Source organism: Pseudoalteromonas sp. SWN166 (assembly GCF_015864485.1).
Classification (GTDB): Bacteria; Pseudomonadota; Gammaproteobacteria; order Enterobacterales; family Alteromonadaceae; genus Pseudoalteromonas.
This window is the reverse complement of record NZ_JADYXB010000024.1, coordinates 33,401-59,526: the sequence shown is the minus strand read 5'-3', so window position 1 is coordinate 59,526 and position 26,126 is coordinate 33,401. Positions and strand designations below refer to the sequence as shown.

Sequence of the window (26,126 nt, the reverse complement as noted above, 5' to 3'; positions counted from 1 at the left end):
GTATCAAGTAACCAATGACTAAGCATAAAAATACCCTCATAATCAAAAGATGATAAGGGTATTGTGAAGCAACCAAAAGATCGGTCAACCGATCAAAAATACCTTAACTGATCGGTGTTAAGCCTATAGCTGGGTTTATAATACCAATTTTATTAAAAACATGATCATTCTAGCGTATTAAATAACTCACTAACGACGTTAAAAATTATTTATATAGAACAACTATGTATCATAATTTTAGCCTTGTTATTGAGCTATTTTCTTATCGCTATAATAGATCACTAATTTAATGCAATTGGTATAAAAATAACTGAGGTTTTATTTTATCAAATTTAAACTAAACGGGTAATTAAACTCTTTACCTTCGTTAGCTTTAATACTCGCCATTACAACCATTACAAACCCAAAAATTGCCACTATAGGTAGTAATATTAAGCCTACTGCTACAAACATCAGTAAAAAACAAACTACATATGCAATTGCCATCGTTATTTGAAAGTTAAGCGCCTTTTTACCGTGCACGTCAACAACTGGCATCTCATCTTTTTTAATTAACCACACAATTAATGGCCCAATTATTGAGCCAAACGGCACAATAAATCCGGCAAGCGCACTCAAATGGCATAACATAGCCCACATACGGTCATCTTTGTTAACTGGTTCAACCTGTTGATTTTCTTCCATAACACTCTCCTTTTTGTTTTATGTATGTTGCCTCTTAACTAAACAAATGTCTACAAATCAACCAACGTATTTGTATTTAAAAATCACAGCGTGAAATCTTGTGATAAAAAAGTGATAAGTTTGTGAGAGTTTCTGGAGACGATTATTCAATACTTAACTCGAATCATCACTTACAGGAATAATAATGAAAACTTCTACATTAACAATTGCAATTCTTTTAGCGGCAGCTAGCCAATCGACTATGGCCGCAGAATTAGACCTAAAAGTTACTAACCTAACCAAGGGTATTCACTTCACTCCACTGTTAATTACAGCACACAACAGCGAAGACACACTATTTGAAGTAGCAACAGAGGCATCTACAGCATTACAAACAATGGCTGAAGGCGGCAATATTGCAGAGCTAGTTGCACAAGCAACTGCAGCGGGCAGTGATATGGCTGCAAATCCAGCTGAAGGTTTACTTGCACCAGCCGCATCTACAACGGCAACACTAACAACTACTGACGGTAACGAGTACCTATCTTTAACTACAATGATGCTACCAACTAATGATGGCTTTGTAGGCTTAAACAGCTGGAAAATCCCAACAGAAGCGGGTACTTACACAATTAATTTAAATGCTTACGATGCAGGCACAGAACAAAACAATGAGCTTGTAGTTGAAGGCTCTGGCGCTCCAGGTACTCCGGGGATTCCTGCGGCTCCAGGTGGCGACGCTGGCACTGGCGGTACAGGTATATTAAGTGGTGATACAAATACAAGCATCCATATTCACCCAGGTAGCTTAGGCGATGACGATTTAGAAGCGGGTAATAGCGATTTAAGTAATACAGTACACAGATGGTTAAACCCAGTAGCGCAATTAACCGTTACAGTTAAGTAGGAGCATGATTATGTCATCTGCTAACAACCTTAAAAAAAGTCTACTAGTGCTTGCACTTGCAACCACACTTGCAGCGTGTAGCGATAATGATAACGACCCAGTTGTTGAAGAGCCGGTCGTTGTTGAGCCAATTGTTGTAGAACCTGTGATCAGTGAGTTTACTATTACTTTTAGTAACTTAACTGCAGGACAGCCTTTGTCACCACTCTCTGTCATTGCTTTTGAAGATGAAGCACCTTGGACATTCGGTACAACAGCTTCTGTTGGTTTAGAAATGCTTGCAGAAAGCGGTGCAAATGAAGAATACCTCAGCTACGAAAGTGCACTTGCTGCAGTTTCAGCTGAAGGCGCTATTGGCCCTGGTGAAACCACCACAGTAATCATTACTGTTGAAGAGCAAGAAACGCTTAATTTGTCATTTGCTGCCATGCTTGGGAATACAAATGATGCTTTTACCGGTCTTAGTTCTTTAGATGTATCAACATTAGAAGTTGGCGGCTCGTTATCACGCACTACGACAGCTTATGATGCGGGTACGGAAGCAAATACAGAAACAGCTGAAACTGTGCCAGGTCCTGCCGCTAGCGGTGAAGGGTTTAACGAAATACGTGACGATACAGCCGATATAATAACGATGCATCCAGGCATTGTTTCAAATCAAGATGGATTATCTACATCAGCACTTGGTGTTGAACATAAGTTTGATAACCCAGTATCGAAAATAGTAATTACGCGCACGCAGTAACGTTCCAGCTTGTAATGGGGAAGTAAGGGAGCACGGATGCCCCCCTTTTTACGAGGTAATACATGCGTCACGAAAAAATATTAGTAGTAGAAGATGACAGAGAAATAGGTAAGTTAATTACCACGCAGCTAACGTCGCTTAACTTACATGTTGATCATGTTGTGAGCGCAGAACTTGCCTTAAAAAAAATAGCTAAGCATCCCTACGGACTTATTTTACTCGATATAAACTTACCCCAAATGGATGGTTTAAGCTTATGCCGAAAAATAAAAGAGCATTACCCAACTACCTCCGTAATTTTACTCACCGCGCTTAGTAGCGATATGGACAGAGTTATTGGCCTTGAAATGGGCGCCGATGATTATATTTGTAAACCCTTTTTTGCACGCGAATTACAAGCCAGAGTAAAAACCCAATTACGCCACAGAGCACAACTACTCGCTAGCCAAAATAACGACAACTCCCCCGTTGATAGCGAACAAACACTAAATGTAGGCTCACTCAATATAGAATTTAGTTCGCACCAAGTGTATTTAGGCAAGCAAGCCCTTAACCTTACCGCCACCGAATTTGATTTACTCGTTTACTTTGCACGCCATCCTAATCATGTTTTTAGCCGCCAGCAGTTACTCGATAAAGTATGGGGTTACCAACACAGTGGTTACGAGCACACGGTTAATTCACATATAAACCGCTTACGTGCCAAGCTAGAAGAACACCAACAAGCGCCTATCATCGAAACAGTTTGGGGTGTTGGTTACAAACTAAACCCTAGCCAACTCAATTAAGACACCTATTATGAAATTATCTTTGTATCAAAAATTAGCTATATCGCTAGTCGTGATTTTTTGTTTTATTTGCGCCCTAGTTTACGGCTGGAGCAAGCAATTAGAACTGACTTCAAAACACCACGCCGAACAAAATCTGCACTTAGCGTTAGCGGAACATTTAGTACAAGATAACCCATTAATAAAAGAAGGTGTTTACGACTATAAAGCGCTTGAAAACCTCTTCCATACCTTAATGTTATTAGGTCCTGCGTTTGAATTTTATTTTGTAGACGAAACCGGAAAAATTCTTACTTACTCAGCAAAGCCGGGTAAAGTTAAACGCACGCATATTAGTTTAACGCCTTTAAAAAGGCTGATTAACGACCCAAGCGCTGCTCCTATTTATGGTGACAATCCTCGTAATAAAGAGCAACAAAAAATATTTTCAGCCGCGCCAGTATTTAATCAAGATAAGCTACAAGGCTATTTATATGTAATTATTGGTGGTGAGGCTTACGATACCTCCCTAAGCACTGTAAAAAATAATGATAAGTTATGGCTAGCTGCTTTATGGCTTGGCTCTGCACTAGCATTTTTATTTATTGCGATGCTAATTTTGCTACGTTTTTTTACCAACCCAATTCAGCGCTTAGCACGCGATGTTAGTAATATTGAAGCCGCTAACTACAGCCTTACCGACACCAAGCTAAGTAACTATTCAACGCAAAAAAGTAACGAAGTGCATAGTTTAGGTCGAAGTATTCAAGCCATGTTAACGCGTATTAATGAGCAGTTTAAAGCGCTTGAACAAGGCGATAAACAACGCAAAGAGTTACTAACTCACTTATCGCACGACCTACGTACACCACTTGCTTCACTGCAGGGGTTTTTAGAAGTATTAAATCAGTCAGGCGAGCAGCTAAGTAAAAAAGAGCAGCAAGAATACTTGCAGGTATCGCTTAATAATTGCGGGCAATTAAAGCTACTCATAGAGCAAATATTTGAGCTTGCTCACTTAGAAAATGGCGAAATAAGTATAAATAAAGAAACCTTTAATTTAGGTGAACTCATTTACGATTGCATGGCAAAATTTAGTTTAGCCGTTGACAAAAAAGGCATTAGTTTGTCGGTAGAACCTGCGATTTGTGATTTTCCTGTGGTTGCCGATATAGCTAAATTAGAGCGCGTGTTAAGTAACTTAATTGATAATGCAATTAGGCATACCCCTCGCGGCGGCAGCATTGCAGTACATGTAAAACGCAGTGACAATAATCAACTCTTTGTGCATGTATCAGACACGGGAGTAGGCATAAAAGAAGATGAGCTGAATGCTATTTTTGATCCGCACTACCAAGCAAGTAATTCTAATAAAGAAGGGCGCCAGCAAGGTGGTTTAGGATTGGCTATTTGCAGAGGGTTATTAAAACTGATGGATAGCGAAATTTACGTACAAAGTGAAATTGGTAAAGGCACTATGTTTAGCTTTAACTTGCCACAAAAAAAGGTGCTTTCTTAAAAAGCACCTTACATTTTTTGTTTATTTTAAATATATAAATTAATTACTTTTTAATACCCGCTAAATCAAGCATAAATGCATAGTTTAACGCGGTATCTTCTAAACGTTTAAAGCGACCCGATGCGCCGCCGTGCCCTGCTTCCATATCTATTTTAAACAGTAACTTATTGTCATCAGTTTTATAGTCACGCAGCTTAGCAACCCATTTTGCAGGTTCAAAGTATTGAACTTGTGAATCGTGCAAACCAGTCGTTACCAACATATTAGGATACGCTTGCTTAGATACTTGGTCGTATGGCGAGTAAGACAGCATGTAATCGTAATACGCTTTTTCGTTCGGATTACCCCATTCGCCGTATTCATTTGTTGTAAGCGGAATGCTCGCATCAAGCATCGTTGTTACTACATCTACAAACGGTACCGCAGCAACCATGCCTTTATAAAGCTCAGGCGCTTGATTTGCTACTGCGCCCATTAATAAGCCACCAGCACTGCCGCCTAACGCAAATATTTCATCTTTTGCGCCATACTTTTGAGAAACCAATGCTTTAGTTACGTCAACAAAGTCGTTAAATGTATTCTTTTTAGTTAGTAGCTTGCCGTCTTCGTACCAAGGACGACCTAGCATTTGCGAGCCACGTACATGGGCAATTGCAAATACAAAGCCACGGTCTAACAAGCTCAAACGTGAGCTTGAGAACGTTGGATCCATTGTCGCGCCATAAGAGCCATAACCATATTGCAGTAGCGGGTTAGTGCCATCTTTTTTAAACGCATCTTTTCGATAAACTAAGCTTACCGGTACTTTTATGCCATCGCGTGCGGTTACAAAAATACGCTCTGAGGCGTAATTTTTAGCATCAAAATCACCTAACACAACCTGTTGCTTAAGAAGCGTTTTATCGCCAGTCGCTAAATCTACATCGTACGATGAGCTTGGAGTGGTCATGCTTGTGTAGTAAACACGTAACGTGCTGCTATCTATATCGTTATTGCCATAAGTACCAATTGTATAGGCGCTGTCGTTAAAGCTCAGTGGTAACTCTTTACCTGTTTTTAAATCACGCGCAATCAACTTTGATTGGCCCATTTCACGTTCTTGGTAAACTAAGTAGTCATTAAATAAATCAATGCCTTCGAGTTTAATGTCGTCGCGCGCTGGGATCACACTTTGCCAATTAGCTTTGTCGCCTGCTTTATTAATATCAACTTTCATCAGCTGAAAATTTACAGCATCTAAGTTAGTTACAATATAATAAGTATTCCCTAGTTTAGAGATTTCATATTCAAGCCCTGCTTCGCGCTCAATTAAACGCTTAGGCATTGCCTTAGCATCATCAGCACTTAATACCGATACGCCTGATGCCGCTGTGCTGCTGTGCCAAATATAAATCTCTGACTCATCTTTACTCTTACTCATACCCATGTAATAGCTGGTATCAGTTTCTTCGTAAATTAGCTCGTCATCAGCTTGCGGTGTACCTAACGTATGGCGGTAAACTTGGTAGCCTAACAAGGTTTGTAAATCTTTTTTAATGTAGTAAACCGTTTTATTATCGTTTGCCCACACAATGCCACCGTTAGTGCCTTCAAGTGTGTCTTCGAGTAATTTACCGGTAGTTAAATCTTTTATTTTTACGCTATAAATACGACGGCTAACAGTATCTTCGCCATAAGCCATTAAATTGCCATTCGGGCTTACATCTAAACCACTTACTGCATAATAATCGTGATCTTTAGCAAGCTCATTTACATCTAAAATAACTTGCTGATCGGTACCTGCAAAATCGCTGCTGCGTAAGTAAGTAATGTACTCGTTATCGCCACGTGTTTGTGTTGAGTAAAAATAATCACCGTTTTTAACTGGGACTGAATCGTCGTCTTTTTGAATACGCCCTTTTAGCTCTTCAAACAACTCACTTTGCAGCGCTTTAGTATGTGCAAGCATGGCATCAGTGTATGTATTTTCAGCTTCTAAATAGTTAATTACCTCTGGCGCTTTTCGTTCGTCATCACGTAGCCAGTAGTAGTCATCTATACGTGTATCACCATGAATAGTCATTTCGTGCGGCACTTTTTTAGCAACCGGCGCAATAGCTTGTGCAACTTGAGTTGTTTTAACTTGCGTATTATTTTTTTGAGTGTCTTCAGGGGCTTGATTACAGCCACTTAAAATAGCGAGCGATAGTGCAGCAAGTGCAAATGGGGTACGTTTCATCAGTCAAAGTCCTTGTTGTATTTTTATTTTTTATTAAGTAGTTAAATATACCTATAAATAGCCTTTATTGTGATTTAGTTTGTGAAGCTATGTAAAAAGGGAGCCGAAGCTCCCTTTATATAACTATTTAGTTATAAAATTACTTTTGTTTACGACGACGTATAAATGCAAACGGCGCTACTAGTAATGTTAACCATGCAAGTGAACCAGATGAGCTCTTTTTCACTTTTTCAGGTGTAACCGTTGCTACTGGTGGTACAACTTTAGTAATACTCACAGTAACCATTGCCGGTGCTGATACATTACCGCGTACATCAATTGCAACAACTTGAAGTTCAGCTGATGAATCACCAGTTAACAATTCAGTATTAGTTACAACCACTTGTCCATCCGCATCAATACCAAAACCTTGGTGAGTACTTGATTGCACGTAGTATTCTGACACATCTAAGTCTTGCTCAGACTCAGTGATAGTTAGTGCACCAACAACCGTTCCGTTAGCAGCATCTTCTGAAACACTAAACTCACCACCAACTAGCATTGGAGCGTCGATTGCAGGAAGCTCTAACTCAGTACTACTCATCACTTTAACAATATCCAAACCAGATATTTGTGATAATGCAAATGGACCGCTTGCTTCAACAATTGCTTTTTCACCCGGTTTAAGTGAAGTAACTGCTTCGCCAGTTTCCATAGAAGTAAGCGTTACGCTTGGAGATGCTCCAAATGTAGTTGAGCCTTCAATACTATCGGTCTGAGTGAACACACCTGTAACATATGAAGGGTAACCTACAGATGCTTTAAAGTTCATATTCTCACCAAGTAATGAACCATCAACGTTTAGTAGCTCACTACAAGTTGAGAAGGTAATAGTATCTTCACCGGCTGAGTGATAAAGCGGAGTAACCCATGCTAACGAATCGTTACCAGCGCCATCAGTTTCACCAATTACTGTGCGGCTACGGCCAGGGAATGCTGTTTCACGACCGCGGTCGTTATAGTTTTGCATAACTTGATCATAAACACCGTCATTATCTGTATCTATTTCAAGTCTATAGCCCGCTTGGAATACATGAGTTAATGGGTCACGTAATTGGATAGACGATGTTACAAATATACCCGAATCACAAGTGTCATCAACAAAAGCAGAGAAAGTAGTCGCTAAAATATTAAACTCTGCTTCTTCTCGTGTTTTTTCTGTACCTGTTGCAACAATGCTTTCTGCGAAAGGAGTAATATCTGTTAGGCCGCTATTTTCAACAATAAGTGCCATTTCGTTATCAATGATTTGAGACGAAACACTTAATTCTGTCGCAGCTTTTGGCATTGCATGGTAAACAACATGCAAATCGTGATCTGTATCTGTGCTTGCATCATTAAATACTAACGCACCATCAAACTCTATTGAAGTAAGTGCAGCGCTTCTTGCAGCAATGTCGTCTGCACTAAATGGGTTTTCTAATTCCCACGCTGGTAGTTTTGTTGGATCAACAGTTAGCGTCACATCAAAGTTAATTGACTGACCTGCAGGGATTGTTACCGACTCAGGGAAATCCCAGCTAATTGCAGCTGTATCGTCATCATTTTGGTAGCGAGCTTCAGTACGCAGCGCATACGTTTTAGCATCTGATGAGAAGTTCTTAACAGTCACTGTTTTAGTTAGAGACTCCGTTCCAGCCATTGACACAAGGCCGAATGAAAGAGCCGCTTGTTTAGTATTAAACTGTGTATTATTAACCCATGCAGCAACTGGTAAGTTGACTGCTTTAGTTACATCAACCAAGCCTGAACCAATCATACTAATTGGAGCCAGTTCTGAGTCAGGACTGCTTGCTAAAGGCTCATTTGTTACATTTAAGTCAGCTGCATTCATTATTGTAGCTTTAATCTCAAATGCATTACGTTCAGGGTGAGCTTCACGAACCATCGCAACAGCACCGGCTGTAATAGGGCCTGAAAAAGATGTTCCAGATACAGGAGCTAGTCCATCTTGCGTGCCTGCTGCTGCAACTAATATACTAGTACCAGGAGCAGTAATTTCTGGTTTTAATAAACCATCCATCGAAGGGCCACGAGAAGAGAACGTAGCTACTGCACCTGCTGTAGTTTTAATTTTTACATCAATATCAAATGTTGCCGTATCGCCTGCAGCTAATTGAGCTTTTAAAGCAGCACCTGCAGCAAAATTAATACCTACACTTTTAATAGTTACATTGTCATCACTGCCACCCATTGGTGCAGGAGTGCCATCATCTGTGTTATTTGCAATCAGTACAAACTCAGCACCTTTCTTCTGTGCACTAAGTACTTTAACTGTAAATGCACATGCACCACGGTCGATTAAAACCGCTTTACCAGTAAAATCAACATCATCAGCAAAATCAACACAACCATCTTGGTTTGTGTCAGGGTACACTAAATCGATATCTGCACCTGTAATTACAAAATCAGTTTGCGGACCAAAGCCTGATGCTTGAATATTACCTTCGATACCAGCAACAGTACCTGTAGCAGTACCAACCTCAGTTGTAGGATGAGTCATTGCGCCTACTGATAACGCATTTGGTGTCGTGCTTGGGCCACCAATACGGAATGGATGATCACCATCATTACCAGCTGAAATAACCATATTCACACCTAAATCAACAGCACGTTGAATTAGGTATTGCGCACCACCACCTGTATATGTATCGCCAAACTCGCCACCTAATGACATGTTCATAACATCTACGCGGTCTGAAATATCACCATCGCCATTTGGATCCATTGCAGCTTCTAGTGCCGCAGCTTGAGCGGCACTTGGACAGCCACCACCACAAACAGAGTAAACATATAACTCAACATCTGGTGCAATACCATTTACTGAATTTGAAGAAGACGTACCATGATTCGTTGCATCACCTGTAGAAGGAGAATTTGCAGCATCATTTTCAATTGGATCAGCATCGTCACGAATAAAATCGTAACCGCCTTGTACAATACCTTGTGGCCAATCAACCGTTGTAGGATCAGCTTGAGCAGCCTCGTATGCTTCTACAGTACCCTCACCACCAAATGCTTTGTGGGTATAGTCAATACCAGTATCTAGTACAGCCACACGCTGACCTTTACCAGTTACAATGCCATCAACAATTAGAGGTTTAGCATTAATATAATCAGATGTTGCAGCTACATGCAGTTCGTAATCAAACATCGGTAGTACTTTAGCTACTCGAGAGTCCTTAGCAATTTTTTCTAAAGCTTCTGGCGTCGCTTGCACAATTAATGTTGGTGCTAATATTTTTGTTTTACCAATTATTTTTGCATCAAAGTCTAAGCTACTAAGCTCAATGGCCATCGTGTTTTGAAGCAGTTCAACGTTAGCAATCATTTCACGACTGCTTGACGCTTCATAAGTGCCAGCAGCCACAGCATCAACAGAAGTTGCAGCGCGTAAAACAATCATATGTGCTGAAGGCTGCTTTTGCTCAGATGCTAATTCTTTCAGCTGCTCTGCAGCTTGAGGTGCAATCGTTGCATTAGGTAAAGTTGCCGCACTAACAAAAGTAGCAAGAAATGCACTTGAGACTGCCGTAGCTATAGCAGTTTTTTTTATTATATTTTTAGCCATGAGTTTCCCTCAGATAGGTTATGTATTATTGTATTTGTAGTAATCAAAATGATTATATTGTACTGGTGAATATAAAACTTTCGGTGCAACCCAAGCAACACTTAGGTTACAAATACATGACATAAAATTGAAAAAACAAGAGATCGCCAACTCAGTAAGTTGATTTTAAACAATAAATCTAAATAAAACATTTGTGAACTAATGTAAACAACTCTAACTTTTTCTCGAGAATTAAATGAATAGTGAAGTAATTAACATTTTAACTATGGCTAAAGTGATTCAAACGGCCGTTGCTCCCGTATTTTTAATCACAGGTATAGCAGCAACTTTAGGTGTTTTATCTAATCGCTTAGCACGAATTACCGACAGAGCGCGCTTATTGGAGCGAAGATTAAAAGTAAATACAGATGACGATTTTAATAAGTCGCTAGCAACAGAACTCCGCGCTTTATTAAAACGATCTCGATGTATACATATTGCTTTTAGTTTAAGTGTATTAAGTGCCTTACTTGTATGTGCTGTGGTTATGTTTTTATTCTTGTCGCACATTCAATCAATTAACTTAAGCGTGACCATTGCTTGTTGTTTTGTAGCTGCCATGGCGTTACTCATTTGTGCATTTATTTCGTTATTAGGTGAAGTGTTTTTAGCAACCCGCAGCATGCGACGAGGCATGATATTTGCCGATATAGGCATTAATGATTAACTTTTCATTAAATCCATCGTATTCGCTTGAATAAAAATGACGTTACATACAAGATATTAAATTAGGAATAATACTCAACAGGGGCAAACTATGAAATTTAAAAAAATATTAGCAGGTATAGCATTAGCTACATGTGCACTTAGCGTATCGGCAAATTCTGCATTTAAAGAACCAAGTGACGCAATTGAATACCGCCAAGCTGCGTTTTCAATGATCTCAGTGCAAATTGGTGACATGGGCGCAATGCTAAAAGGTAAAGTACCTTTTGACGCAGAGCAATTTAAAATGCGTGCTAACAACGCTGCTGCACTTTCAAAAATGCCATGGGAAGCTTTTTACGAAGGTACTGATAAAAGCGATACAGCGGCACTTGCTGCTGTTTGGGCCGAAAATGCAACCTTCGTTGAAAAAGCAAATGCTTTTGCAGCAAATGCAGATAAGCTAGCGTTAGCTGCTCAATCAGGCGATAAAGCCGTAATTGGTAAAGCTTTTGGCGCTTGGGCTAAAGGCTGTAAAGATTGCCATAAGCAATTTAAAGATTAATATTTAGTTGTTTCGACTTAAGTCACAATAACTAAATAATAAAAAAGCACTGAGCGTTAATTACGGTCAGTGCTTTTTTTATGTTTTTTATCTACGAGACTTTCACAGCTCGGCTTTTAAATGGGCGCTTAAACACCGCACCAATATCACCTAAAATAATATATAGGCATGGCACTAATATAAGCGTTATTAACGTTGCAAACATAACAGCAAAGCCAAGTGCTACTGCCATAGGTATTACAAACTTAGCCTGCAAGCTTGTTTCAAACATAATGGGTAATACACCAGCAAAGGTTGTTATCGACGTTAATAGTATTGCTCTAAAGCGAGCACAACCAGCTTCTATTACTGCATTTTTAACGCTAACACCTTCGCGGCGAACTTGGTTTACATAATCGGTCATTACAAGTGAGTCATTTATCACAACACCTGCGGCAGCAATTAAGCCAAAGCCCGACATTAAGCTCATATCTAAATCAAACCAGTAATGACCCCAAATAGCCCCGGTTAAACTAAACGGAATAACCGACATTACAATAAGCGGTTGCGAATAACTTTTAAGCGGTACAGCTAGCAGTATGTATACTAAAATCATCCCGCCAATAAAAAACATTATTTGCTCATTAGCTTGAGCTTGCTGCTCTTCTATTGCGCCACCTAGCTCTGATTTAACACTTGGGAATTCTTCTATTAGCTGTGGCAGTAGATTTTCTTTTACTTGCTTAACCACTTCGCCTGGCTCAATTTGCTCTTCATCAATATTGCCATAAACATATACGGTACGGTAACCACCTTCGCGTCGTATATAGCTAATACCTGGCGTTTCGGTTAGCTCTACTACATCACCAAGAAGTACTTCTCGCCCTTGTGGGGTCGTAACAACGGTGTGTTTAAGCGATGAAAATGCTTCTCGAGTCAGTTTAGGGTAACGTACCATTACACGTACTTCTTCGCCGTTTCGGATTACGCGCTGCGCTTCGCCACCATAAAAACTAGCACCTACTTGATTTGCAATATCTGCCAAATCTAAGCCTAAATCGTATGCAACTGGTTTAAGGCTCATTTGCACTTCTTTGCTTGCAGGGTCGATGGTTGAACTAATATCAAACAACCCTTTTTGCTGTTGAAGTAATTGAATAAAACGACGACCTGCTTCATTTAAGGTATCTATGTCTGAGCCATACAATAAATAGCCAAACTCGCCGCCGCCATTACCACCGCCGCCACCAACATCGTCTTGAATAGTTAACGACTTAATACCAGCAATAGTCGGCATAGCTTCACGCCAGCGACGTGAAAGTTCAAATGCATTGTATGGACGTGAATCTTCGTCAACCAATGGCGCAAGTAATTGCGACTCAGTTCTGCCTTGGTTAAATACCAATACATCACGAATAATTTTTTGACCAAACTCACGCTCAGTTTCTTCATCGACTCTAAGTACCATGGCTTCTATTTCGCGAATAGCGGCAATGGTTTGTAAATCAGAAACGTTGTCGTTCATTTCAACTTGTATTTGTGGAAAGTCGTGCGGCACCTTAGGAGTAGGTACTGTGCGCACCTTATTTGAGGTAATAAGCGAAATACTTATTATAAACATAGCAATAAAGGCAAACAAAACGGTCCAGCGCCAATCTACACATTTCGCAATAAAACGTTTATACGGGCCATTTACAAAACCAAAAAAGCGCGTATTGAAGCGATCACGCCAGCCACCTTTTTTAATTGGCGAAAAGTGTGTATGCGCAATATGTGCAGGTAAAATTAGTTTTGACTCAACGAGACTAAACGCCAAGCACAGCATAACCACAACGGCTATACCATAAAAGAAGGCGCTTTCTGGTCCGCTCGACATTGTAAATGGGGCAAATACAGCAATTGTTGTTAATACCCCAAAGGTCGCCGGTGTGGCGACGCGGTTTGCTCCGCGCACCACGTTTTCAACGCCACCACCGCTTTTTTCAACTTCGGTGTAGGCGGACTCCCCTATGACAATCGCGTCATCCACCACTATGCCGAGCACCATAATAAACGCAAATAACGAAATAATATTAATACTAATGCCAAATAACGGCATCATCATCATGGCCCCTAAAAAACACACCGGTAAGCCAATCATTACCCAAAGCGCGAGTTTAAAACGCAAGAACAACGACAACATAATTGCCACTAAAATTGCACCTTGAAACAAGTTCGCTTTCATCATGTCAAGGCGAGCATTTAAGTAGTATGTCATGTCCATTAGTGGCTCTAACCTAATACCTGGCGGTAGCTGCTTATTTTTTTGATCAATAAATGCCTTAACCGAATCGGCCACAGGAATTATACTTTGTTCTTGTGTTGCTTTAACCGACATATAAACGGCATTTTCACCGTTAAACTTAAAGTAGCGCTCGCCTTCGGTAAATTGATCTTTAATTACGGCTATATCTTGCAGTAAAACTTTAGCGCCATACTCACCAATTTTTACCGGAATTTGTCTAAATTCATCACCTGAGTAAAACTGGTTTTCTACTCGAACAGAAATAACACCTGCATCTGTTTTTAACTGCCCCGCCGAAAAGTTAGCTGAGTAACGACGCACCGCATTCATAACATCACTAAGGGTTAAATTATATTGGCGAAGCGTATCGGGCTCTATTTCAATAGCAATTTCATCAAGCGGTACATCGTTTACAACCAAAGATACGTTAGATAGCTGTAGTAACTCATCTTCAATCTGATTAGCAATCGGCTTAAGCTCCGTAAGCGGCAAATCAGCAACCAGTGTCATGCCTATTACATCTTGTCTAAACTCAACCTGACTTATGGTGACCGGCTCCATACCCGCTGGAAAAGTCGCAATGCCATCTATACGTAACTTTACTTTATCAAGTACGTCGGTAAGTTCTGCATCGGTATTTATTTCGAGGCTTGCCGTACCGCCATTTCTAAATGCGCGATACACGCCTTTTTTAATTTCTGTTATATCTTTAAGTGACTCTTCAACTTTTATAAGAATACTTTCTTCTATTTCCTGAGGAGAGGCACCTGGGTAATTAGCCTCAATATTAATGTAGTTAATCTCTATATTAGGAAACATTTGGCGCTGAATCGTAAAGTAACTTATAGCCCCCATAATAATGATAAAAAACATCATTAAATTAGCGGCTACTGAATTATTAGCAAAATAGGCAATTAGCCCTGTTTGTTTTTGTTGTATTGATTCGCTCATAACTATTACACCCTACAGCTGTTGCGTGTTTGAAGTGCTCGTTTCTGAGCTTTCTGGTTTTGCAGCTACACCTGCAATTTTAACCTGCATTCCTTTTTGCGGGTATTCAGGTAGAGTAATAACGAGTTTGTCATCGGCATTTAAACCGCTGCTAATGTAAAAATACTCACCTTCTTCACGAATAACAGTTACTTTACGTGGCTCTAGTTCTTGGTTCTCGTTCACTACCCACACAGTTTGGTTATTTACTAAAGCTTGCGGTAAACGGTAAATATTATTAAGCATTGCACCTGCAAAATTTACCTGTACATAACTGCCAAACTTAATAGCAGGCTGTTTTGCTTTTAAGCCGTATGGGTCTTCAATACGTACCACTAAACTACTCATACGCGTAGCGTTATCAACAATCCCTAGGTCGCGGTCAATTACGCCTTCACGGGTAAAGCTGTTTAGCCCTTTTTGAATAATCGTTGCCGTAATACCTTTAATACGCTCTGGTAAAAAGACGCTGTCGAATCCTGCGATAGGAATAATCACTTCAGCAGTTTCAATATTATTGAGCTCAGCAACTTGCGAACCCATAGTGACAAATTGGCCAACACCTACGTTACGGCTAATCACTAATGCATCGTAAGGAGCGGTTACTTCACAATTATCTAAGTCACGCTGTGCACGCTTTAATGCTGCTTGCGCCGATTTAACAGATGCCTGCGCGCTTAGCACTTGAGGTTTACGTAAAAATAAGTCTGTACGCGCTTTATCAGGAAAACGCTTTGCTTCATCTTCTGCTACTTGGGCTTGGGCTTGTTCTTCAATTAAGCCAGCTTGTGCGCGAGCTATTTCGGCCTCAGCAACAAGTACTGCAGCTTCATAGTTATCTTTTTCGATAGTAAATAACGTCTCACCGCGAGCAACGATGCCACCGGCTACAAAATTAGGATGCCAACTTAATACTTCACCCGACACCTGCGCCGAAAGCTGTGTATTTTCAAGTGGCTTTACTTCACCGTAGCTATTAATAATAACTTGATGATCGTTCGCAGCTACAGGCTCAACTTGCACTGTTGGACGAGTATCAATAACTTCTTTTTTTTCTGGCTCTTGTGCAATGGCATTTATTCCCATAAAGCCAATAATACCAACAGCTAGCGCTACAAATGGAAAAACCCATCTAAGTGAATTTGTTTGCATATTCTATTATCCCCAAAACTCTATTAGCATCATAATACCAGAGCCTTATGAAACATTAAGGTGACATTTGTAAGCAACTGTTGCAAAAACTTATAAGCCAATACCTTTTGGGGGTTATAAAAAGTAAGTTTCCTGTAATTCATCTCATTCGTTATATTTTGTTACAAACTTTTACTTATAAATATCAACTAAGTAGGATTAAACCATCATATTTCATCGCGAAGATGTGCGAAATAAAATTAATTTACGTACAGTCCAATTAAATTAACAAATATTAAAAGTCTCAAAATGAAATTAACGACCATCACCCTTGCACTAAGCTTAGCGTTTGGCGGCCATGCATTTGCAGCCGATAAAAAAGACGAAAAAGAGCCAAAAACACTTAGCGAGATGATTAAAGGACAAACCGAATTTGCCGGTATATTTAGCCTTTATCAAGATGAAAAAACCGGTGACCATTTAATGGTGATTAACGAATCTCAACTTAATACACCATTTGTATATTTTGCGCATACTGTTGATGGCGTCACCGATGCGGGTCATTATCGTGGATCGTACCGCGAAACTAAGTTAATTGAATTTAGAAAATACTTTGACCGTATCGATATTATTAGCAAAACTCCTCGCTACAAGTTTGATGAGAACAGTGCGATTTCAAAGGCAAGCGACGCCAATATTAGTGAAGCGGTACTTGCGAGTATTAAAATAGAAAAAGAAGAAGACGGTAAAATAGCATTCAATGTAAATAAGTTATTTTTAAGCGAAGCACTTCATAAAGTATCGCCTACACCAAATCCTGCTGATAAAAACGCTAAAAAGCGCTTTAAAGTAGGCAAATTAGACGATAAAAAATCACGCATTATTAAACAGCGCCCATACCCTAATAACTTAGACGTGGTTGTTGATTATGTATTTACTAACCCAAGCCCAACGGTACGCGGCTCAAATGCAGTAAGCGACCCGCGTAGTGTATCGGTAAAAGTACAGCACTCGTTTGTTGCACTCCCAGACAATAACTACGTGCCACGCATGGATGATGCGCGCATTGGTTATTTTACAAATCAATTTGATCAAATGACGTCGACCGACTGGGCACCTTATGAAGACGTTATAAAGCGCTGGGATCTGCAAAAGAAGGACCCGAGTGCAGCACTTTCAGAGCCAGTAAAACCAATTACTTGGTGGATAGAAAACACCACACCAATTGAGTGGCGCGATACTATTCGTGATGCTGTTTTAACGTGGAATACTTCTTTTGAAAAAGCCGGTTTTAAAAATGCGTTAGAAGTAAAAGTACAACCAGACGATGCAAATTGGGATGCAGGCGATATTAATTACAACGTGTTACGTTGGACTTCGTCGCCTAAACCTCCATTTGGCGGATACGGACCTGCACTTGCTAACCCATTAACTGGCGAAATACTAGGCTCAGACATTATGCTTGAGTTTGTATTTATGAAAAACCGTTGGATTTACGACACACTTTTCACGCAAGGAACAATGAGCCACGGTGAAACTACAAATACTGGCGAGTTAAATTGCTCACTAGGGCATGAAATTCAACAAAACCTAATGCTTGCCAAAGGCCTCGCTAGCGGCGACAAAATTGAAGATAAAGAAATGCTTCGCCAAGGTTTAACGCAATTAGTACTACACGAAGTTGGCCATACTTTAGGTCTTAACCACAATATGAAATCATCAATTTTGTGGGATGAAAAAGAAGTACACGACAAAAACAAAACCCAAGGCATAGTAACCGGTTCTGTTATGGATTATGCACCCGCTAACATTGCCCCAATAGGTATGCAGCAAGGTGATATTTTTCAAACCAAACCTGGTCCTTACGATGACTGGGCAATTAATTATGGCTACAGCGTAGCACTTACCGATGAAGCCGCTGAGCAAGCTAGACTTGACAAGATTCTTGCTCGCTCTAGTGAACATGCCCTTGCCTTTGGTAACGATGCAGACGATATGCGCGCACCAGGTCGTCATATTGATCCACGTGTAATGATTGGCGATTTGTCGTCAAATCCTGCTGCCTATGGCGCAGATCGTATGGCACTTATTAATAAACTATTTACTGAACTAAAAGATAAAGCAACGGTTAAAGGCGAGTCTTACCAACAGCTTGTTACCTCTGCTAATAGCTTATTTGGCCAGTACCGAGCTCAAGCAGGTGTTGTCTCTCGTCAAATAGGCGGTGTATACGTTGAGCGCGCTGTAGTGGGTGATACAAACGCAGATAAACCATTTACACCGGTATCGCTTGAGCGTCAAACACAAGCAATGGATATACTCGCAAAATTTGTATTTGCACCAGACGTACTACAAAACATGCAGCCTCTATACAGCTACTTACAATTGCAGCGCCGAGGCTTTAATCACTTTGGTAAAAATGAAGACCCTAAAGCACACCAAATGATTTTAGGTATGCAAAAGTCTGTACTTGCACAGCTATTACACCCTGCTGTGTTACTGCGTATTTCTGACACCGCTTTGTACGGCAATGAATATAGCCTAACTCAGTTTATGGAAGATTTAACCGCCAACATTTTTGTAAAAAGCAAAGATGCCAACTCTATTAGTCACAACTTACAAATTGAGTATGTTAATCAGCTAATCGCGATTGCAGGCCTTCGCAAAGCAAGTAAATACGATAACTTAGCTAAAACAGCGGCGTTATATCAGCTAACTCAAATAGCCGATAGCAGTGTTGCATGGGGATCTGATACAGCAACTAAAGCGCATAAAAAATACATTGATCGCTTAATTGCAAAAGCACTAGAGGCATAAAATAGCTCTAATAATTGAGTAAACCAAGGCCACGTTTAACGTGGCCTTTTTTATAAAGCGAGATTTAAAAATTAAATATAAATAGTGCCCTTTAAATACCTTACAGCATGCCCCGTTAAGGTGACTGTTGTATCACCCACTTCACATAGTAAATGCCCGCCTCTACTTGAAGCCTGATAAGCACTTAACGTATTTTTACCCAATTGCTGCGCCCAAAAAGGTGCTAACCCTGTATGAATTGAGCCCGTTACATAATCTTCGTCGCCACCGCTTGCAGGCCAAAAATAACGAGATATAAAATCATATTCAACACTTGGAGCAGTGGCCACTACATCAAGTGGGTAAAGCGTTTTTAAAAGTTCAGAGTTAGTTTTTAATTCAAGTATTTGATCGGCATTTTTATAAATAGCAAAGTAAGCTTGGCGATTTTTAAGCACTTTACTCGGTTGTATAGACAGGCCATCAAGCAATTGCTGTGGCGCATTTTGTACCTCAACCGGTGCTTGTTTAGGAAAGGTCATTGCAAAACTGCCATCGTCGTTTTTATTAACGATTAGCTCGCCCACTGCATCAGCAATAAAGCGAATTTGCGATACGTTATGCTCTTCACATAAAACATACGCCGCAGCAAGTGTGGCATGACCACAAAAATCGATTTCCATTAACGGCGAGAACCAGCGAATAACAAAACTTCCATCGTCTTGCAGGCAGGTAAAAGCCGTTTCAGATACGTTATTCTCAGCGCCAATCTTTAGCATTAAATCGTCACTTAACCACGCTTTAAGTGGGATCACTGCTGCATAGTTACCTTTAAATAACTCATTCGCAAACGCATCAATTTGATGAATAGCTAATTGCACTTTAATCCCCTAAACTATTTTATATACACGCTGAAGGTAAAATTTCTTTTGGTACTGTTGTTTTATTTTCGCCAACCGCTTGCATGCCAGTTACCGGTTCGTCAAACCCACATAACCACGCAATCGGGCTTGTAGGGCTTCCCGTTACAACTGCGGGTCTGAATGTTAAAACTGTATTTTGCAAAAGCTGTGAAGCTTTATTACCCAAGCTAATATGAATAGCACCATTATCAACTGTAATACCTGTTACTCGATTGCCAATCAAAAATTTACTTTCAGGCACACCTGCTTGTTCATTACTTGCTGGAAAACGCCTGTTTTCAAGATAATAAACCGTAACGTCTTCTCTAATGGCAGCTGCCATTGCAAGTGGGTCAACAAGTTCTGCTCGTTGTATATACTTACTGTATTGAGGTAGCGCAACCGCAGCTAAAATACCAATAATGGACACCACCACCATCAACTCTATTAACGTAAATCCTTTTGTTCTCATAGCACTTCTCCTAGCATAAATAGTGGTTGATAAGCCGCTTTCACAAATAAGCAAATAGACACAACAATGACCAAACCATAAACAATAACGAGCTTATTTATAAAGCTTTTAATATGTGTATTAAGTAACTTTAGCTGCTGCTTTAATAACGCTTTAAATTCTTCTTGGGTTTCTAAACCTAGCAGCTCGCATTGAGCTAAGTGCTGGGTTTGAGGTGTAGAGGCTTTAACACCCTTTTTATGATTACTTGGAAATAATAGCGTGGTAATTAAAGAGTTATGCTCATTAATTAATTGACGAGGAATAAGAAATTTAAATAAACCCGAAAAAGGCTTTAGCTCTGTGAGAGCACTTACATTTTTTAGCTTTAAAATAACGGTAAAAATAACACTCAGCAATAAAACGAGTAAAATAATTGGCACATACCAGTACGTAAAATAATCATCAAATACATGATTTAAAGAAACAGTATGCTTGCTATATATCTCAACAAAAGTAGGCACAACAAAAGACTGATACAACAAAGAGGATAAAACATAAATAACAAATACAATGGTTAAGTAACTAAGCCAGCCCTTGTGCTCAAACTTAAATTCGTTAACTAATTCCGGTAAACATTGATAATACGTAGCTTGCTTTTGCGATGTTGCCTCATCTTGAGATGCAATTTGCGTCACCAGATTATGCGCTAATTTACTATGCGACCCGCTATTGGCATACATATTTAAATGGGGCTGTGTACTCAGCTCATCTTTTTGCTCTGTACTTAGTGTTTTAGAGCTATTAACACGGCAAATATAGCCAAACTGATTCCAATTCATACTTTATCCTTTTATTAGATAAAGTAATTTGCCATAAATTAGGCTAAATAGGAACTTAAGTAGCTTGTTTTTAAGCCATTACAGGCCGCATTCTATAATATTGCATACAACCAAATTGCACAGCATTGGTAAGCAACAGCATAATAAACATAAGTAAGTGCGCTGTGCTTGGAGCCGCTGTTGTAAGCTCAACAACTAAGCCGCAAATACCAGCAATAAACTGCAAGCTAAAGTAGCGCGCGCTTAAATTACTTACATTACCCGTACGCAATGTTTTATAAGTTTGCGGCATAACACGTACCGAACTCATCACAAGGCCAACATACGTTAAAGCGCTTAATACCGTTGCAGTATCGAGGCTTGAATTCAAAAGTAGTGAAAAAGGCAGTAACGAAAAACCTAGCATAGTAAACAACTGTACCCGTTCTCGTTTAGCTGCGTTATAACGTGCAAAAAAATACAAAATAAGTCCGCTTAACGCACCGGTTACAATAAATGGTAACGCAATATAAAAACGCTCAAAATAAATATTGTAGGTTATAAAATATAGGCTTTGTGCTAACCCAAACGTCATCATCAATAGTGATAAACCTGAGACACTACGATTTTTTCGAATTTTGTTTAGTAATGGTAAAAAACTAAAAACCAAAATAAATGAAGACAATATAGGCAAATAATGCGCCAAAGCAACCTCGCTCGTTACATAAATGTTAATTAAACACGGAAATAAAAACATTTAATAAACATTTGTTTTAAAAGGCTTTTACTATGAGCGCGGCATTGTAGAGCCGCGTAAATTTAACTCAACTAAATAAGACATTCTTGTTTTAGGTACTGGCAAGCTAGGTATACAAAAACCGTAGAATTAAGTTCACGGTTTACCGGTTTAATAGAAAGCCTCACCGCCAAACTATTAAATAAAAATGATAGTTGTTATCATGCGCAGGTCATTAGTTGCTGTATATAAAACTACCTATGAGAAAAACTCTTTTTAAAATTCACAGTTGGATCGCTCTAATAGCTATCATTCCATTGATTGTTATTAGTATTACAGGGAGCGTATTAGTTTTTAAAAGTGAAATAGATGGCTTGCTTATGCCAAGCAGCCACTTTGTTGTAAATGCACTGCCAGAGCGCATGCCAATCGACACGTTAATTGCCAAAATAGAGCATGCTTACCCTGAATATGTAGTAGGTAGTTGGGAAATATTTAACGATGATACAGCTGATCGGGTTTACTTAGTCAAACGCGGCACAGAGCAATGGTATAAGTTTCATTTAAACCAGTATACGGGTGACATTTTGTCTGAACCTGTTGGTACCAGCCATTATTTTACCGATTGGTTTTTAGAACTACATTACACTTTTTTACTGAACGACTTTAAAAACCTGCCAGGGCAAACAGGCACTGTACTAGGCTTCTTTTTTGCTCTGTTTTTATTGGTATTAGGTATTACTGGGCTTATTATTTATCGTAAATTTTGGCAGCGTCTATTTAGTGTGCGCTGGCGTGCAACACTGCAAATTGTACTTAGCGACATTCATAAAATGACGGGGGTTATAGGATCTCCCATCATTATTATTTTAGCTATCACAGGTGGCTACTTTAACTGGGCGGTGTGGTATCACGAAGTTATTGAACACGCAGATGAAGAGCACTTTGTACTAACCAAAAACCTACACAGTAGCGATATTTCGTTTCAACGCATACTTGATGACAGTAAAAAGCAAATCTCCACTTTTAACGGTACGTTTTTAGTTATGCCACTCGAGCCTGACGAAAACATTACCTTATTCGGCGAAGTCGATACCGCCAACCCACTTGCTAGTGAGTATGCCAATACGGTTAGCTATAACAAGCTAACAGGCGAGCACATAGCTAACTGGGATATTCGCGAAGTAGGCGTTGGCTGGCAGGTAATTGATAGCTTTAGAAAGCTTCACTTTGGCTACTTTGCAGGGCTAATAAGTAAAATACTGTGGTGCGTAATTGGTTTGAGTCCGGTGTGGCTAGCAGGTACTGGTTTTTACTTATGGTTTACTCGCCGTAGACGTAAAAAACAATCACAAAAAAACCGTTTTAATAAACGCAGCACAGCAAGTGCTTGTTTATAAAAAGTTAAGAATTTCAGGTTAAGTTACAGCCCTTACAGAATGGCAAGTAACTTAGCCTGAATCCCCATACATTTAATAGCTTTATAACGAATAATAAAAGCTCAGCCACGCTCGCATTTCATCTTCAAAACTGTCGCCTTCTACTCGCGATAGCCCCATATTAAATGTTAAATCGTTTACACCTGCTGGCCCCATTCCAAAACTAAAATCACCTTGGTATTTTAAGCCGTAGCTTTGTGCGTATACGGTGTCGTCGAGTTGATGTTGCTTATAATAAAGCCATGGCATGCCTTCTTTAAAGCTAAAGCCGCCACCGTAACCTTGATAGCGCTTTGCAGTTGCGCTGTAAAAAGGTAACTCCGATGAAAGTACATATTCACTATTTTGCTGCTGATTAATAAGATTTGAGCTAAAGCCACCTAATGCAAGGCTGCTGTCATCACGTTGTTTTTGATCAAAGTTTGCATAAAGAGGAATACCAAACGCTTTACCAAAAATTTTGGCGGCTAAATCGTAACCTTGCCAACTATTGCTCTTACTACTACCATCGTACCAACTGGCATAAATACTTTGGCCTATTGCAAAGTCTTGACGATCATATTGCCAATTTTGAGCAACGCCTAAACGCGTCCAATTTTTATGGCTTTGCTTATAATCAGTGTAATTGTAGGCAAGCTCTGGCGTTAAACTTAACTGCCCAAATTTAACGGGGTAACTTATTGCGGCAAAACCACCACGGGCATCCATGTCTGCACTTAGACTTTGCTGATACTGGCGCGATGTATTCAAATCATAGTCAAACAGTGCAAGTTTCAGTTTTACATCAAGCGCATTATATTTTGCCTGCACATAACCACCGTGCAGTGCCCCATCGTGTAAATCAGTGCTATAACCCGCTTGTAAGTCGAGCTGCTTTAATAAGTCGCTACTTTTAATGCTTAAATCTAACAAACTGGTAGAAGCCGAATAATACTGAGAGCCAATCGCAAAGGTAGCGTGCTGGTCGAGCACGTTGTAATTTGTTTGCTCTGTAGTTTCGTGCGTATATATTTTAGCTTTTGGAAGTGTATGTTCGTTTACTATTAGCAGCGGTGCTTTTTTGTTAGCTGCAAACTCAGTAACTACAGTGCTTTTTATAGCTTTTGGCAGTGTTTTTACATTTGGTCCATCTGCGGTTATCGAAAAATAGAGTAACGAGCCATCAGCCATTTCAATTGGGTGGGCAACTGCCTCTTGCCCTTGGGTTAACCTGGTGAGTGTTTTACTCTCTATGTTGTAGTTATAAATATCGGTGGCGCTATTTAAACCTGCAACAAAGTAAAGTGACTCGCCATTATGGCTAAAGCTTGGCTGACTTAAATATTGATACCCGTTTGGCATAGGTACTGATAGCTGTTGTTCGCCGTTTATACCTTGTATATACAATTGCCAATTTTCATTTAATGATGTTGATAAATAAGCTAATTTAGTTTCGTCAGGACTGAGTATTGGGTAATCGTAAGTTGTCTCAAGGCTTTTTATAAATAATGGTGTGATGGTTTGCGTATTGAGATCAACCTTTACTAATTCAGAGTAGCCATCTCTTATTTGCTCGCCATACAAGGTTTCACCGTTACTGGTTACGTTAAAGCGGCGAATACCAGCAAGTTCGGTAAGCTGTTCGATATTGCCTGTCTCAATGTTATAGCTAAATATATCAGACACTTTGTTATAAATACCCGACTCTTCATTGCTGTACGCATTAAAATATAACGTTGTGCTATTTACCCATTGAGGGTTTGCAATACCGGCTCGGTTTATTTGATTAAGCACTTGCTTTTGTTCGCGCTTAAACACACTTGGCACTGTATCGGGAATATCTTGTGCATCATTTTCGAGTAGTTCTTTTTGCGCTTTAGTAAACTCTTCTTGCGCTTTAATGTTGTCATCAGTGCTATAAATTATAAGCTTGGTATTACTCTCTTTATCTCGCTCAACAATCGCAATTTTACTACCATCTTTTGAAAGTGCGGGGTTACTCGCATATAAGTTAAGCTCAAGCCAAAGCTCACTATGAAGTAACGGCTCTCCTTGCTCTATTTGCATTACTTTATAGGTATATTCAGCTATAAATCGTCGATATAGCTTGGCTGCACTTTGCCCAAACACACCGCTAAATGCCTCATCGAAGTTACGCGTTTTTACGCCTTGCATTCGCGTCCATACACTATCGAGCGTTTGTTCTGAATAGTTTTTCTCTAACCAATTTAAAAAGCGGCTACCCATTAAGTAAGCCATTGAGCCGCCCATAAAGCCCTGCTCGCCATTTAACTGCCCATAGGTTGGCAGTGCGCCCTGTTGAGCAAACTCTCGCAGTATTGACTCTGAGTAGTTATCAAACAGGCGCCCACGTCCAGTCATTTTAGACTCAATCAATGTGGCATAGCCTTCGGCAACCCATCGTGGTGTATTGCTATAGGTTAAATCGTATAAATCCCATATACCACGTACTTTTTGCTGCCAGTCATTGCGTGTAGGCTGTGCTAAATGCACTAAATGAATATATTCATGCAGTACAAGTAACTGCTGCCAGCCAGAGCTGTTTGATATAACTGTGTCGGATTGCGGCGGGGTTGTAAAAAGTGCCATTACAGGGTTATTTGAGGTAGGTAATGCAAAGCCATTAGCTGCATTTAGGGGATCAAACACGACTACATCAACTGTTTTATCAAGTGCTCGGTTTTGCTGCTCAAGCACTTTGGTGCGTACTATTTCAAGCTCTGTTGCAGTTGATTTAGCAAAATCAGCATGCTCAACACTGTAGTGAATATTAAAATGTTCGGTATGAATAGTTTGCCAATCAGCGGCAAAGCTTGGTGCTGCTAGTAATAAAGCCGATGCGATAAGTGTTTTTTTCATGAGTGTCCCTAAAAGAATTCCTTAATACCATCTAGGGTATTATTAAATGTCTTTCATGGG

Annotated in this window: 18 protein-coding genes; 8 read left to right on the top strand and 10 right to left on the bottom strand. The window is 39.8% G+C overall.

The genetic code is table 11. The features are described from left to right. Window positions 1-318: 318 nt before the first annotated feature. A complete protein-coding gene (locus I6F49_RS14235) occupies window positions 319-684 on the bottom strand; it encodes a DUF4870 domain-containing protein (protein ID WP_165729341.1) in 366 nt (121 codons plus the stop codon). A gap of 184 nt (window positions 685-868) precedes the next feature. Here I6F49_RS14235 and I6F49_RS14230 point away from each other — a divergent pair, with 184 nt between their 5' ends. The 4 genes from I6F49_RS14230 to I6F49_RS14215 all read left to right on the top strand — a co-directional run bounded on the left by I6F49_RS14230 (window position 869) and on the right by I6F49_RS14215 (window position 4,601). After that, a complete protein-coding gene (locus I6F49_RS14230; RefSeq protein WP_197181103.1) occupies window positions 869-1,570 on the top strand; it encodes a spondin domain-containing protein in 702 nt (233 codons plus the stop codon). A 10-nt stretch (window positions 1,571-1,580) separates the two neighbouring features. Next, a complete protein-coding gene (locus I6F49_RS14225; RefSeq protein WP_024607274.1) occupies window positions 1,581-2,315 on the top strand; it encodes a spondin domain-containing protein in 735 nt (244 codons plus the stop codon). A gap of 62 nt (window positions 2,316-2,377) precedes the next feature. Beyond that, window positions 2,378-3,103, top strand: coding sequence for a response regulator transcription factor (locus tag I6F49_RS14220; RefSeq protein ID WP_007580488.1), 726 nt, complete (start codon window positions 2,378-2,380; stop codon window positions 3,101-3,103). A gap of 10 nt (window positions 3,104-3,113) precedes the next feature. After that, the gene (locus tag I6F49_RS14215; protein WP_197181102.1) at window positions 3,114-4,601 is read left to right on the top strand and encodes a sensor histidine kinase; all 1,488 of its coding nucleotides are present in this window, start codon (window positions 3,114-3,116) and stop codon (window positions 4,599-4,601) included. 43 nt (window positions 4,602-4,644) lie between these two features. Here I6F49_RS14215 and I6F49_RS14210 read toward each other — a convergent pair whose 3' ends face one another. Beyond that, a complete protein-coding gene (locus tag I6F49_RS14210) occupies window positions 4,645-6,819 on the bottom strand; it encodes a S9 family peptidase (protein WP_197181101.1) in 2,175 nt (724 codons plus the stop codon). Window positions 6,820-6,958: 139 nt separating this feature from the next. Continuing rightward, window positions 6,959-10,429, bottom strand: a complete 3,471-nt coding sequence (locus I6F49_RS14205) for a S8 family serine peptidase (protein WP_197181100.1) — start codon at window positions 10,427-10,429, stop codon at window positions 6,959-6,961. A 235-nt stretch (window positions 10,430-10,664) separates the two neighbouring features. Here I6F49_RS14205 and I6F49_RS14200 point away from each other — a divergent pair, with 235 nt between their 5' ends. Continuing rightward, window positions 10,665-11,135, top strand: a complete 471-nt coding sequence (locus I6F49_RS14200; RefSeq protein WP_121953461.1) for a DUF2721 domain-containing protein — start codon at window positions 10,665-10,667, stop codon at window positions 11,133-11,135. 90 nt (window positions 11,136-11,225) lie between these two features. Beyond that, window positions 11,226-11,678 (top strand): c-type cytochrome, encoded by a 453-nt coding sequence (locus I6F49_RS14195; protein ID WP_197181099.1) that lies wholly within the window; start codon window positions 11,226-11,228, stop codon window positions 11,676-11,678. A gap of 91 nt (window positions 11,679-11,769) precedes the next feature. Here I6F49_RS14195 and I6F49_RS14190 read toward each other — a convergent pair whose 3' ends face one another. Together I6F49_RS14190 and I6F49_RS14185 are read right to left on the bottom strand one after the other, a co-directional pair. Beyond that, window positions 11,770-14,892, bottom strand: coding sequence for an efflux RND transporter permease subunit (locus I6F49_RS14190; protein ID WP_197181098.1), 3,123 nt, complete (start codon window positions 14,890-14,892; stop codon window positions 11,770-11,772). 12 nt (window positions 14,893-14,904) lie between these two features. Then, window positions 14,905-16,083 (bottom strand): efflux RND transporter periplasmic adaptor subunit, encoded by a 1,179-nt coding sequence (locus I6F49_RS14185; RefSeq protein ID WP_166419535.1) that lies wholly within the window; start codon window positions 16,081-16,083, stop codon window positions 14,905-14,907. A gap of 288 nt (window positions 16,084-16,371) precedes the next feature. On the opposite strand from I6F49_RS14185, the gene I6F49_RS14180 reads away from it, so the two are divergent. Then, complete coding sequence (locus tag I6F49_RS14180; protein WP_197181097.1) at window positions 16,372-18,879, top strand: zinc-dependent metalloprotease; 2,508 nt, start codon at window positions 16,372-16,374, stop codon at window positions 18,877-18,879. Between the two features lie 71 nt (window positions 18,880-18,950). Here the strand turns inward: I6F49_RS14180 and I6F49_RS14175 are convergent, their stop codons facing one another. The 4 genes from I6F49_RS14175 to I6F49_RS14160 form a co-directional block, all read right to left on the bottom strand. Beyond that, window positions 18,951-19,739 (bottom strand): PhzF family phenazine biosynthesis protein, encoded by a 789-nt coding sequence (locus I6F49_RS14175; RefSeq protein ID WP_197181096.1) that lies wholly within the window; start codon window positions 19,737-19,739, stop codon window positions 18,951-18,953. Between the two features lie 19 nt (window positions 19,740-19,758). After that, window positions 19,759-20,232 carry a pilin gene (locus I6F49_RS14170; protein ID WP_197181095.1) on the bottom strand — a complete coding sequence of 158 codons (474 nt, stop codon included), beginning with the start codon at window positions 20,230-20,232 and terminating at the stop codon, window positions 19,759-19,761. Next, on the bottom strand, window positions 20,229-21,053 hold the full coding sequence (locus I6F49_RS14165) for a hypothetical protein (RefSeq protein WP_166419528.1): 825 nt from the start codon (window positions 21,051-21,053) through the stop codon (window positions 20,229-20,231). Before I6F49_RS14165 ends, I6F49_RS14170 begins: the two co-directional genes overlap by 4 nt. 70 nt (window positions 21,054-21,123) lie before the next feature. After that, window positions 21,124-21,738: a PQ-loop repeat-containing protein gene (locus I6F49_RS14160; RefSeq protein WP_033012533.1), complete on the bottom strand. Its 615-nt coding sequence runs from the start codon at window positions 21,736-21,738 to the stop codon at window positions 21,124-21,126. A 290-nt stretch (window positions 21,739-22,028) separates the two neighbouring features. Between I6F49_RS14160 and I6F49_RS14155 the strand changes: the two genes are divergently transcribed. Beyond that, complete coding sequence (locus I6F49_RS14155; protein WP_197181094.1) at window positions 22,029-23,168, top strand: PepSY-associated TM helix domain-containing protein; 1,140 nt, start codon at window positions 22,029-22,031, stop codon at window positions 23,166-23,168. An 81-nt stretch (window positions 23,169-23,249) separates the two neighbouring features. Here I6F49_RS14155 and I6F49_RS14150 read toward each other — a convergent pair whose 3' ends face one another. Beyond that, window positions 23,250-26,066, bottom strand: coding sequence for a PD40 domain-containing protein (locus tag I6F49_RS14150; protein WP_197181093.1), 2,817 nt, complete (start codon window positions 26,064-26,066; stop codon window positions 23,250-23,252). Window positions 26,067-26,126 lie beyond the last annotated feature (60 nt).

Excerpts from the sequence above, each read along its gene's own strand:
- I6F49_RS14225 (WP_024607274.1), top strand. The coding sequence starts at position 1,581 with ATGTCATCTGCTAACAACCTTAAAAAAAGTCTACTAGTGCTTGCACTT.
- I6F49_RS14220 (WP_007580488.1), top strand. The coding sequence starts at position 2,378 with ATGCGTCACGAAAAAATATTAGTAGTAGAAGATGACAGAGAAATAGGT.
- I6F49_RS14155 (WP_197181094.1), top strand. The coding sequence starts at position 22,029 with ATGAGAAAAACTCTTTTTAAAATTCACAGTTGGATCGCTCTAATAGCT.
- I6F49_RS14200 (WP_121953461.1), top strand. The coding sequence starts at position 10,665 with ATGAATAGTGAAGTAATTAACATTTTAACTATGGCTAAAGTGATTCAA.
- I6F49_RS14215 (WP_197181102.1), top strand. The coding sequence starts at position 3,114 with ATGAAATTATCTTTGTATCAAAAATTAGCTATATCGCTAGTCGTGATT.
- I6F49_RS14180 (WP_197181097.1), top strand. The coding sequence starts at position 16,372 with ATGAAATTAACGACCATCACCCTTGCACTAAGCTTAGCGTTTGGCGGC.
- I6F49_RS14205 (WP_197181100.1), bottom strand. The coding sequence starts at position 10,429 with ATGGCTAAAAATATAATAAAAAAAACTGCTATAGCTACGGCAGTCTCA.
- I6F49_RS14185 (WP_166419535.1), bottom strand. The coding sequence starts at position 16,083 with ATGCAAACAAATTCACTTAGATGGGTTTTTCCATTTGTAGCGCTAGCT.
- I6F49_RS14210 (WP_197181101.1), bottom strand. The coding sequence starts at position 6,819 with ATGAAACGTACCCCATTTGCACTTGCTGCACTATCGCTCGCTATTTTA.
- I6F49_RS14150 (WP_197181093.1), bottom strand. The coding sequence starts at position 26,066 with ATGAAAAAAACACTTATCGCATCGGCTTTATTACTAGCAGCACCAAGC.
- I6F49_RS14170 (WP_197181095.1), bottom strand. The coding sequence starts at position 20,232 with ATGAGAACAAAAGGATTTACGTTAATAGAGTTGATGGTGGTGGTGTCC.
- I6F49_RS14230 (WP_197181103.1), top strand. The coding sequence starts at position 869 with ATGAAAACTTCTACATTAACAATTGCAATTCTTTTAGCGGCAGCTAGC.
- I6F49_RS14190 (WP_197181098.1), bottom strand. The coding sequence starts at position 14,892 with ATGAGCGAATCAATACAACAAAAACAAACAGGGCTAATTGCCTATTTT.
- I6F49_RS14235 (WP_165729341.1), bottom strand. The coding sequence starts at position 684 with ATGGAAGAAAATCAACAGGTTGAACCAGTTAACAAAGATGACCGTATG.
- I6F49_RS14195 (WP_197181099.1), top strand. The coding sequence starts at position 11,226 with ATGAAATTTAAAAAAATATTAGCAGGTATAGCATTAGCTACATGTGCA.
- I6F49_RS14165 (WP_166419528.1), bottom strand. The coding sequence starts at position 21,053 with ATGAATTGGAATCAGTTTGGCTATATTTGCCGTGTTAATAGCTCTAAA.